The organism is Chitinolyticbacter albus, assembly GCF_024437655.1.
GTDB classification, from domain to species: domain Bacteria; phylum Pseudomonadota; class Gammaproteobacteria; order Burkholderiales; family Chitinibacteraceae; genus Chitinolyticbacter; species Chitinolyticbacter albus.
In genome coordinates this window covers 144370-154697 of sequence record NZ_JANBVF010000009.1, presented here as the reverse complement: position 1 = coordinate 154697, position 10328 = coordinate 144370, and the positions used below count along the sequence as shown (strand labels likewise).

Below are 10328 nucleotides of genomic sequence, written 5' to 3'. Positions count from 1 at the left end.
CGCCAACTACGAGGGCTAAGATTATCGTCCGGGATGCAACAGCTACCGTGGGTGGATAGTACCCTGAGACCAGAATCCCCGAGATCGCGGTGCCAGCAGACGCGGTGACTTGCCAATTGATTTTTTCATAGCTGCTCAACACCAGCAGGACCTTGGGGCCGGGACGATCGATATGGACACGTGCGGCCATTCCGGCCGGGCTATTGGAGGGTTCATATCCCGAAACCAGAACGATATCAGCACCTCGCGCCAGCTCTCGCGGCGGCTGTGCACTCGACAAGGAAAGCAGATTTCCCAGTCGTGGCGCAGAGCCCGCTTTGATCGGTGCGCCAAACCGAATTTCCTCTTGCGCTAGCGCGGCGTGAGAGCAGGCCAGAGCAATCGAAACAAGAAGAAAGAACGATCTCCTAAATGCCATGGTGGTTTTCCTGAAGAGGTATTTTTAAGGTTTGCGATGAGGGGGCGAAGCCGCGAATGGCTTCAGTTGCCTTGAGGGGCGATGAACCGGATTCCCTTTGGTTGCTCACGCTACAAGGCGTACGGCGCAATGCGCGCATAAGGGGTTTGTTGGTCGCGCTTAATCCCGATCGGGCGCCCCCAGCGGAAACAGCAGCCGGTAGGGGCGGGCTTCCTCGACTGCGCGGGCGAACGAAGGCCGTGCAAGCAGGCGTGCACGATAGGCCCGCAGCGTCGGGTAATGATCGGCGATGCGATGCGTCCAGTCGGCGTAGAACAACGATGGCGCGGCGGCGCAGTCCGCCAGCGTGAAGACCGCGCCTGCGGCCCATTGCCGATCGGCCAGATGGCCTTCGAGCCATGCGTAGGCGCGTTCCAGCTGTTCCACCGTGATAGCGAGCGCGTCGCTACGCTTCGTTGCATCACCCGTCAGCGCGCCACTGACCGCCTGCTGTACCGGGCTCATCACGTGCAGGTCGAAGAAGCGGTCGAGAAAGCGCACGTCGAGTGCCGCCATCGGTTCCATCGGCAGCAGGCGCGCCGGGCCCGCGTGGGCGAGCTGCAGGTATTCGATGATGATGCTGGTTTCGACGATGCTGCGATTGCCATCGACCAGCAGCGGAAACTTGCGCAGCGGCCAACGTTGCAGCCAATCGGCCGCGTGTTCTGGCGTATCCGGGCCCAGGCAGCGGAATTCGAATGGCGTGGCGTTCTCATACAACGCGATCAGCGCCTTCTGCGTGTACGACGAGAACGGGTGACCGTAGAGCACCAGCGGCATGGCGTATCTCTTTGGCAAGTTGAGGCAGCTAGCGTGCTGATCCCGCTGGCGAAATGCAAGTGCATGCCCATGCCCCGCCTGGGCCGATCGATGATCAGCGGATGGCACACGTTTCGCGCTTGCCCCAAAACGCCGAAGCGGCGACAGTTGCAGCGCGATGCATCCAACCCCTTGCCAGGACCCCCTATGCCCAACGCCGCCCCCAACGACAAGTCCGCGTCCGAGCTGATCGATCAACGCATTACCGAGTTGGGCGATTGGCGCGGTGAGGCGCTGGCGCGGATGCGCCAGCTGATCCACGAGGCGGCGCCGGATGTGGTCGAGACCTGGAAATGGATGGCTACCCCTGTGTGGGAGCACGGCGGCATCCTCTGCACGGGGGAGACGTACAAGGCCAAGGTGAAGCTGACCTTCGCCAAGGGCGCGTCGCTGCCCGATCCGGCCCGGCTCTTCAATTCCAGCCTCGACGGCAATGTGCGCCGCGCGATCGACATCGAGGTGGGGAACGAAGTGGATGCTGAGGCGTTCAAGGCACTGATCCGCGCGGCCGTCGCGCTCAACGCTGCGGGCAAGGCCAAGCGGGCAAAGTAGCCCGGCCTGCCGTGAGCAGGAACGCTGGCGTCGTCACCCCGGCGGGATGCAGGCGTGGCCCGACGAAGCTCGGCACCCGCGCAGGGTGCAGCGCGTGCCGGCTGCGGCGTGTTGCCGGTAGCCAAGGAGAGAGGCGCGCGCAGCTACTTGGGCATGCCCGTATGCGCTCCGCGCCATGGCGCTTGGGTCGCGCTATCGCAACATGCCTGCCATCATGAACTTCCGGTCATGGACGCTCGCCTTCATCGAAACAAGCTGCCCTGATCGGGTTTTTTGCGAGCAGGCGCAGGCGGCATGGTGCGAGGGCTGGCCGCTACCCCAACCTAAGCAATAGGAGCATGAAGATGGTCGAATCGAGAATCGGGCTTTGGCGCCGGGCGGGTGGCGTGCTGCTTGCTGCCGGCCTTCTGGCGCTATCGGGTACTACCCTGGCCACCCAGCAGTCGCAACAGCGCCAGCAGGGCAGAAACGTCAATCAAAACGCCAAGCAGGAGGCGCGCCAGGGCAAGATCGACTGCCGGGCCGCAAACAACCAGAGCAATGCCGAGTGCCGCCAGGAAAAGCGCCAAACCAAGCAGGACGGCCGCCAGCAAAAGCGGGACATCAAGTACTGAGCGCGTGGGGCGGCCGAGTGCCGTGCGCGTCAGCGGCGGCGCCGGCATCGGCCGCGCGCGAATGCCGGCGACGGGCAAGCGGGTCTTGCCTGCCGCCGCACCACCGGGGCGCTCAAACGCTGCAGTCACAACGCGCTTCGGCACGGAGGTGGCGGCGGCACCCACCGGGTGGGCGCTCGCCGCGATGACCGCGGTCACGCCAGGTCAAACAGCAATACTTCAGCGTTCTGCCCACGTTCCAGCACCAGCTCCGCTTCCTCCTCGATCAGCAGCGCGTCGCCCGCCGCGAGATCGAAGCCGTTGGCGTGGATCTTGCCGCGCGCCACGTGCAGGTAGAGACCGCGACCCGGCGCCGGCACGTACTGGGCGCGCTCCTGCCCATCGAACAGGCCGGCATAGAGCCGCACATCCTGGTGCACGGTGACCGAGCCATTGGCGCCGTCCTGGCTGGCGATCAGGCGCAGCCGGCCGCGCTTGTCGGCGTCGCTGAATGTGGCTTCCTCGTACGAGGGCGGCAGGCCGCGCTCGGCCGGGATGATCCAGATCTGCAGGAAGTGCACTGGCTCTTGGGGCGATGGGTTGAATTCCGAATGCGCCACCCCGGTGCCGGCACTCATGCGTTGCACGCTGCCTGGCCGAATGACGGAGCCATTGCCCATGCTGTCTTTGTGCTGTAGTTCACCTGACAACACGTAGCTGATAATCTCCATGTCGCGGTGTGGATGCGTGCCAAAGCCCCGGCCGGCATCCACGCGATCCTCGTTGATCACCCGCAGCGCACCGAACTGGGTGTGCTGGGGATCGTAGTAATCGGCGAAGGAGAAGCTGTGGTAGGACTTGAGCCAGCCATGATCGGCATAACCGCGTTCGTGGGCTTTGCGGACATGCTGCATATAACCTCCTTCGAATAATCCGATTGCGATGGCGCCATGCTAGTACTCCCGTTTTTCCGTTGATAGCGAAGAGTTCTGAGCTAATCATTCTAAAAAACTGAATCTCTGGCCGCTATGGCCACCCGGGCCGCCCTCATGCTGCGTCTTAACCTTGAATCGCTGGAAATCCTTGACGCCATCGCCCGCAAAGGCAGTTTTGCCGCCGCGGCGGACGAGGTGCATCGCGTGCCTTCGGCCGTGACCTATATGGTGAAAAAGCTGGAGGACGAGCTCGATGTACAGTTGTTCGATCGTTCCGGCCACCGGGCCAGGCTTACACCGGCCGGGCAGACGCTGCTCGACGAAGGTCGTCACCTGCTGCGTGCCGCGAGCGAGCTTGAATGCCGGGTGAAGCGCGTGGCCACCGGCTGGGAGACGGAGCTCTCGATCGCGCTCGACGGCCTGCTGCCGATGGAGCTGCTGCATCCGATGATCCGCGAATTCGAGCAGCTGAATTCGGGCACGCAGCTACGGTTTTCGCGCGAAGTACTGGCCGGGATGTGGGATGCCTTGCTCGATCATCGTGCCGACCTGGCGGTGGGCGTGGCGGTGGAAGGGCCGCACGGCGGCGGTTACGCCACGCATGCGCTGGGCGAGATCGATTTCGTGTTCGCGGTGGCGCCGCATCATCCGCTGGCGAGCGAACCCGAGCCGATTCCGGCCAGCACCGTGTTGCGCTATCCGGTGGTGGCGGTGGCGGACAGCTCGCGCACCCTGCTGCCGCGTACTGTCGGCATTCTCAACGGCCAGGAAGTGCTGACGGTACCCGACATGCGCGACAAGCGCTCGGCGCAGCTCGCCGGTCTCGGTTGTGGTTTTTTGCCGAGCTGTCTGATCGTCGACGATCTGGCGGCGGGTCGGCTGGTGGCCAAGCAGGTGGACGAGCCCAAGGCCGCGGCGCAGATGTATGCCGCCTGGCGTACCGCCGGCGCCGGCCGCGCGCTGAAGTGGTGGATCACGCGGCTTTCCGAGGATCGCAGCATCGCAAATTGGCTGGTCGAGCACCGCTGATCGCTGGGGCTGGCACGATTTGCCGCACTTGCGGCGGTGTTTTGCCCGATGGCCGTGGCGCAGCGACGCAGGCACACTGGCGGCAATCGATTTCGTGATCCGCCCATGCTCTCTGCCCGCATCGCCACCATGCTGCTGTTCTTCGCCAGCGGCGCCAGCTACGCCACCTGGGGCGTGCATATCCCCACCATCAAGGCCAAGTTCGGCCTGACGGAGGCTAGCCTGTCGCTGGCGATGTTTGCCATCGCCGGTGGCGCCATCGTCACCATGAAGCCGCTGGGGCGTTGGGTGGCGCACGCCGGCAGTGCACGCGCCTCGGTGCTGGGCGCGCTGGGGTTCGCCGTCTGTACCGCTGCCATCCTGGCCATGCCGAGCTTCGTGCTGCTGTTGCCGGCGTTGCTGTTGTTCGGCATCACCAATGCCGCCTACGACGTGGCGATGAACGCGCAGGCAGCCACCGTGGAAACCCACCACGGCCAGCCCATCATGTCGTCATTCCACGGCATGTTCAGCCTGGGCGGCATGATCGGTGCGGCGGTGGGGGGCGCGCTGATCGCGGCCGGCATCGATCCTTGGGCGCATTGCGCCGGTATGGCAGCCATTACTGCTGCAGTGGCGCTATGGTCGCGCACTCGCCTGTTGCCCGACCATCCGGCCGAGCCGGCGTCGGCGGGCAAGCGTGGTCAGTCCAACCGGCTGCTGCTGATCCTCGGCGTGCTCGCCTTCTTCGGCCTGGTGGGTGAGGGCGCCATGTACGACTGGACGGCGATCTATATGCAGGACGTGGTCTTTGCCACGCCGTACTGGGTAGGCTGGGGCTATGCGGCGTTTTCTGGTGGCATGGCCGCGGGTCGCTTCGCCGGCGATGTGCTGCGCGCACGGCTGGGCACCGAGCGTCTGCTCGCCGCATCGGGCTGGATGGGGGTCATCGGCATTGCGCTGGCGATTGCCTGGCCGGCGACCGCGCCGGCATTGGCAGGCTTTGCGCTGATGGGCCTCGGTGCCGCCAATCTGGTGCCCATTTTCTTTGTCGCCGCGTCGCGCCTGCCCGGCGTTGCGCCCGCCGAGGGCATCGCCGCGGTGGCGCGACTGGCCTATGTGGGGCTGCTGCTGGGGCCGGTGATCATCGGCGGCATCGCCCACGCCAGCAGCCTGCGCATCGCATTGGCGGTGGTGGCGGCCAGCGTGGCGCTGATCGCCATCGCCGGCCCGCGCCAGCTGCGGCGGGCGGGCTAGCCGGCGGGATCAGCCTTCAGCGAACTCCAGCAACTCCGAGAAGAAGCGGATGATGCGATCGGCCCCCAGCGTTTCGATGCCGTCGCCGTAGCCGTAATGCACCACCACGTTGGGGCAGCCAGCTGCCTTGGCGGCGAGGATATCGTTCTTCGAGTCACCTACCATCAGCATCTCGCCGGTGGCTACGCCCAGGCGCTCGGCCACGTGCTGCAGCGGCAGCGGCGACGGCTTCTTTTCGGCCAGCGTGTCGCCGCCGACGATGACCTCGAAGCGCTCGGACACGCCCAGCTCGCGCAGCAGCGGTAGCGTGTAGCGCTCGGGCTTGTTGGTGACGATGGCGAGCGGAAAACCCAGCTCATGCAGCGCATGCAGCGTTTCCTGCACTTCCGGGTAGAAGCGCGTGGCGAGGGTCAGTCCCGCCTTGTAGTGCTCGTCAAAGCGCGCCATGCCGGCACGCTCCAGCTCGCTGCCGGTCCACACCGCCTCCGGGTCCGCATGCACGGTGCGGGCGACCAGGCTCATCGAACCGTCGCCCACATAGCTTCTGACCACGTCTTCCGGCAGCGCCGGCAGCTTGAGATCGGCGCGCGCGGCATTGGCGGCGCGGGCAAGATCGGCGATGGAGTCGACGAGGGTACCGTCAAGATCAAAGGCAAAGGCGCGGATGGTCATGGCAAGCGGAACGTGGTTGGATCAGCGTGCATGATACGGGAGAAGCGCGTTGGCCGGCCTTGCTTGCCGGCGGATCAATACCAGATTCCGCCCACCAGCGCCGCCAGCCACAGCGCGAGCTGCAAGGCAAAGCCGAGCGCAAAATGCCGGATCAGCCGTTGCGTGCCTTGCCAGCGCGAGGCGAGCGTGCGCGGCACCTCGGGCGCTGCGCCACCGAACAGCGTGGCCATCGCCTGATCGAACACTCGCGCGTCGGCCTCGGGTCGATAGAGCGTGCGAAACAGCGCGGCATCGAATGCCAGCCGCGCGGCCAGGTATTGCACGATGAGGCCCAGCAACAGCACGCAGGCCATGACGCCTTGCAGCCAGGGGGCCGCCAGCATCAGCACCAAGGCCGCGTGCAGCATCACCGCCAGCGCCAGCCAGCCCAGCCGGCCGCAACTGTCGAGCAGCGCGATCAGCGTGCCGCCGGCACTGGGGTGGGTGAGATCGAGATCATTCAGCGACATGCGATGCTCCAGTTCAGTAGCGCGGCCTGGTGGCCAGCTTGCAGTACCACCCCGGGGTGGGCTTGGCGTACGCGCTGCATGGCGTGTTCGATGTCGGGCTCCCCGCCATGCGCCACCAGCCAGGCGGCGAGTACGGCGGCGCTGCGCGACAGCCCCAGCGCGCAGTGCACCAGCACCGGGCCGTGCCGACGCAGGTCTTCCAGCGCGGCAACGGCCTGCGAGAGCTCGTCGACAGTGGGGGGCAGCAGGTCGAGCAGGGGCACGGCACGATAGGCGAGCGCGCTCGTCGCGCGGCTGCGCGGCAGCTCGGCGGCAAGATCGAGCACGGCGGCGCAGCCCTGCAGCGACGCCTGGTCCGGCCAGCAACCGAGTGCTACATCGGCGGCCACACGGCTGCAGGCGGTAATGCGGCGCCGATAGTACTGGAACGAGATCCAGGCGCCGATCCGCTGCGGCAGCAGCAGCCACGTGGCTGCCAGCGTGCTGTGGCCATCGCCCGTTTTCTGGAATACCGCAGGGCCCAGCCGGGCATAGCCGAGCGCCACCATCAGCAATGCCGCAGCCGGCCATAGCGCGAGCCAGGCCCAGCCGCCCCAGATCAGCGCGATGGCGGCGAACGCCAGTGCGCCTGCCAGGTAGCGCAGCGTCAGCGTGCGGGCGCGTGCCGGGTCGGCAGCGCGCCAGCGCGGCCAGCCGCGCGGTGGTATAGGCAGCAGGTAGCAGACCGCGACCCCCAGTGCGAGCCCGGTCGGGATGTCGAGCAGATGATGCTGCCAGGTGGTCAGCACCGAAACACCGATCAGTACACACCAGCCGTGGATCAGCGCATGCCAGCGCGGCGCCGCATGTGCGATCAGCCGCAGCCAGATCACGTAGAGCAGCGCGATATGCAGCGACGGCGCCTGGTTGAACGGCTTGTCGAATAGGCCAAGCGCCGTGAACATCTGGCCGAACACACCGGCGACTTCCGGCCTATCCCAGCCGAAGCGCATCGGCCACAGCACGAAGCACAGCGAGGCCAGCCCCGTGGTCAAGAGCAGCCGGCAGGCCTGAGTGCGCACCTCGGCGCGGCTGGTGCCGATGATGATGGAGATCGCATACATCACGTCGATCGACCAGTAGGGCACGATGGTCCAAGGCCAGAACGGGATGTAGTCACGCTCCCAGCCGAACGCCACGTTGCCGACCAGATGCGCCGGCATGCGTGCCGCATACTCGTTGGCCTGGCCGTAGAGCAGGAAGAAGGTGGGGCCGGCGAGGATCAGCCACAGCAGCCGGTAGCGCCAACTCGGGCGGGATGAGCGATCAGTGTTGCTTGACGAAGTCATGACGGGATTCGGGGCGTAGGAAGGGTTGCATGCTGGCGTAGGGGAGGGTTACGCTGATTTCACAGACTTTTGCAACCTGGGGGTAGCCCAGGCTCACGATAACCCCATTAGCCTCGATGCCATTCAGATATAACCAGGGGGCATCAGCTTGATTCGGATTACGTAGAAAGTCTGCATAGCATTCGGCCTCTTCCGCGCTCACCAACGATTTGAGGTGATGGGCGACCAGCTTGCGAAAAGCGGTCTGCTTGGCGTCGTCGACTTGATAAACCTCGGTGGCGAGGCCGACTAATTGCCCGCTGCGGCGATCATAAACCCGTGCCGTTGACCCCGCGCTGGGATACGCGCCGCCACAGAAGTAATCGCGCAGTGTTGCCACTGACAGGTAATGCGTGCTGGCATAGCTCGGTGTGTCTACTTGGACATAATCCGAGAGCCCGCGCGGTGCGCCAACCTCACATTGCTCGGCTTCGCCTATCGCATCTTGCAACTGCAGTTGCAGCAGCGCGTTGATCCGGGCGTCGCCAGTTTGCTCCGGCTTGGCGAGCAGGAAGCCTTCGACACGCAATTGGCCGCGTTGCCAATGTTGCGGTAGCACTGCGGTGCCGGCCATCCGCCGCACCTCGCCGCTTCGCAGCTTGCGCGCCGGGCTCGCCGCCAGCAGCAGATCGAAGCCGGAGCGGACGTTCTCACCATCCAGCAGGTGCAACAAGGCGAGCGTTTCGTTTGGCAGACTTGCCGGTTGCAGCGTGATCGGTAGCCCCCGCTCACCGGGCTGCTTCAACCATCGCCCCTGCCAACCATTGTCATCGCGCTGCAGCTGCCAATAGCCGCTGATGGCCTCGTCGTCCGAACTGCTGCGGCCGCGGTACTCGGTCAGCAGTCCCGGCTCGCCCCCACTCTCCAGCAACAGGATCTGACCGTGCGCGAGATATGCGTAACGCCCCTCGCGCGGCAGCTCGCTACCCTGCTCGAACAGCTCCACCACCACCGCCTGCTTGCCGATATGGCCGCGATACGTGGCGGCGTGCACCACTGCAGACAGCGCGAAGCACAACGCCAGGACGGGCAGGCAGAAGCGGGGGCGATTACGCATCGGCTACTCGTACCCGTGTCAGCATGCTTCGGCGGGCAGTTGCAGTTCGCTGCACAGCGTCAGGTAGGCAGTGACTTCGCTGCGGCGTACCAGTACGCATTGCCATGGTTCGTCCGCGTTGAGGGGTTTGCCCAGGCGCGCCAGCATGAATTGCGGGCCCAGATCCTGCTGGATCAACTGGATGGCCTTGTCCGTCTTGAGTCCGGTGAGTTCGTCCGGCTCCAGTTCCAGCCCATCGTCGAAGCTCTCGCAGATCTGCGCATAGAGCTCATCGGGCTGTGGCGCGCAAAACAGCAGGTCGGGCGGCAGCAGGTGTAGTAGCACCCATTGCCACAACGGCATGCCGGCTTGCGCCGTATAGCCATATACATCGTATTTGGCCTGATAGTCGGTCGGGTTCTCACGCGCTGCCTCGACGGCGGCGACAATGGGCCGGGCATCGTCGGCGTCCATGAAACCGGCGGAAATCAGGTTGATCAGTTCGGAAATCGTGGCGCTCATAAATCGCTCATTGCGTAAAAATTAAATCAAGCTTCGACGGCGCCTGTATCACTGGCGTTCTGCCTGAAGACGGCGCGTGTCAGACTGCGGGGTTCGCGGCCAGCCCCAATTCGCTTGCCAGCCCGCTGAAGCGCTCAAGCCGGGTGCTGCGTACCAGCACGATCTGACGGCGCGCGTCGATGGGCTGGGCGAAGTCGACCAGCGTGTAGGCGGGGGCCAGCGCTTCGCGTACCTGCTGCCAGGCGCTGGCTTCGTCCAGATTGGCCAGCGCGGCCGGGGCAAGGTCGAGTTCGTCGTCGCCGAAGGCGTCGACGATGGCTGCATACAGCTCGGCCGCCGTGCTGCCATGGAACACCAGGCCGCCTTCCAGTTGCTCGAGCAGCACCCATTGCCACAACGGCATCGCGGTGTCGCCGCGTTGCGCCTGGAACGCCGGGTAGCCGCTGCCGGTATCGCTGGCGAGGTAGGCCGCGGCATCGGCGGCGGCCTTGCTCACTTCCGCCGTCATGGCGTCGAGGTCGGCCGCGTCGAGCCCGCCGTCGGCGAGGATTTCAAGCAGTTCGTGGATGGGTTGTTGCATGGCGGGACTCCGGTGGCAATC

Annotated in this window: 13 protein-coding genes; 4 read left to right on the top strand and 9 right to left on the bottom strand. The window is 65.3% G+C overall.

Annotated features, from left to right (window positions below):
• Together NLI84_RS07795 and NLI84_RS07790 are read right to left on the bottom strand one after the other, a co-directional pair.
• The coding region (locus tag NLI84_RS07795; protein ID WP_255989393.1) for a hypothetical protein at nucleotides 1-418 on the bottom strand (418 nt) is incomplete at its 3' end.
• Nucleotides 419-577: 159 nt separating this feature from the next.
• The gene (locus NLI84_RS07790) at nucleotides 578-1237 is read right to left on the bottom strand and encodes a glutathione S-transferase family protein (RefSeq protein WP_255989392.1); all 660 of its coding nucleotides are present in this window, start codon (nucleotides 1235-1237) and stop codon (nucleotides 578-580) included.
• Nucleotides 1238-1423: 186 nt separating this feature from the next.
• Here NLI84_RS07790 and NLI84_RS07785 point away from each other — a divergent pair, with 186 nt between their 5' ends.
• Nucleotides 1424-1828 carry a DUF1801 domain-containing protein gene (locus NLI84_RS07785; RefSeq protein WP_255989390.1) on the top strand — a complete coding sequence of 135 codons (405 nt, stop codon included), beginning with the start codon at nucleotides 1424-1426 and terminating at the stop codon, nucleotides 1826-1828.
• Nucleotides 1829-2166: 338 nt separating this feature from the next.
• Nucleotides 2167-2442: a hypothetical protein gene (locus NLI84_RS07780; RefSeq protein ID WP_255989389.1), complete on the top strand. Its 276-nt coding sequence runs from the start codon at nucleotides 2167-2169 to the stop codon at nucleotides 2440-2442.
• A 194-nt stretch (nucleotides 2443-2636) separates the two neighbouring features.
• Here the strand turns inward: NLI84_RS07780 and NLI84_RS07775 are convergent, their stop codons facing one another.
• Nucleotides 2637-3335, bottom strand: a complete 699-nt coding sequence (locus tag NLI84_RS07775; RefSeq protein ID WP_255989388.1) for a pirin family protein — start codon at nucleotides 3333-3335, stop codon at nucleotides 2637-2639.
• Between the two features lie 135 nt (nucleotides 3336-3470).
• On the opposite strand from NLI84_RS07775, the gene NLI84_RS07770 reads away from it, so the two are divergent.
• Nucleotides 3471-4385, top strand: a complete 915-nt coding sequence (locus tag NLI84_RS07770; protein ID WP_255989387.1) for a LysR family transcriptional regulator — start codon at nucleotides 3471-3473, stop codon at nucleotides 4383-4385.
• Nucleotides 4386-4490: 105 nt separating this feature from the next.
• On the top strand, nucleotides 4491-5621 hold the full coding sequence (locus NLI84_RS07765) for an MFS transporter (protein ID WP_255989385.1): 1131 nt from the start codon (nucleotides 4491-4493) through the stop codon (nucleotides 5619-5621).
• A 9-nt stretch (nucleotides 5622-5630) separates the two neighbouring features.
• On the opposite strand, the gene NLI84_RS07760 is transcribed toward NLI84_RS07765, so the two are convergent.
• From NLI84_RS07760 to NLI84_RS07735, 6 genes are all read right to left on the bottom strand, one after another.
• Nucleotides 5631-6293 (bottom strand): phosphoglycolate phosphatase, encoded by a 663-nt coding sequence (locus NLI84_RS07760; protein WP_255989384.1) that lies wholly within the window; start codon nucleotides 6291-6293, stop codon nucleotides 5631-5633.
• A 74-nt stretch (nucleotides 6294-6367) separates the two neighbouring features.
• Nucleotides 6368-6802, bottom strand: a complete 435-nt coding sequence (locus tag NLI84_RS07755) for a hypothetical protein (protein WP_255989383.1) — start codon at nucleotides 6800-6802, stop codon at nucleotides 6368-6370.
• Nucleotides 6793-8130 carry a phosphatase PAP2/dual specificity phosphatase family protein gene (locus NLI84_RS07750; protein WP_255989382.1) on the bottom strand — a complete coding sequence of 446 codons (1338 nt, stop codon included), beginning with the start codon at nucleotides 8128-8130 and terminating at the stop codon, nucleotides 6793-6795. The genes NLI84_RS07755 and NLI84_RS07750 overlap by 10 nt, the downstream gene beginning before the upstream one ends.
• A complete protein-coding gene (locus NLI84_RS07745) occupies nucleotides 8108-9226 on the bottom strand; it encodes a hypothetical protein (protein ID WP_255989381.1) in 1119 nt (372 codons plus the stop codon). Before NLI84_RS07745 ends, NLI84_RS07750 begins: the two co-directional genes overlap by 23 nt.
• Before the next feature lie 18 nt (nucleotides 9227-9244).
• Nucleotides 9245-9727, bottom strand: coding sequence for a hypothetical protein (locus tag NLI84_RS07740; RefSeq protein ID WP_255989380.1), 483 nt, complete (start codon nucleotides 9725-9727; stop codon nucleotides 9245-9247).
• 79 nt (nucleotides 9728-9806) lie between these two features.
• Nucleotides 9807-10307, bottom strand: coding sequence for a hypothetical protein (locus NLI84_RS07735; RefSeq protein ID WP_255989379.1), 501 nt, complete (start codon nucleotides 10305-10307; stop codon nucleotides 9807-9809).
• Nucleotides 10308-10328 lie beyond the last annotated feature (21 nt).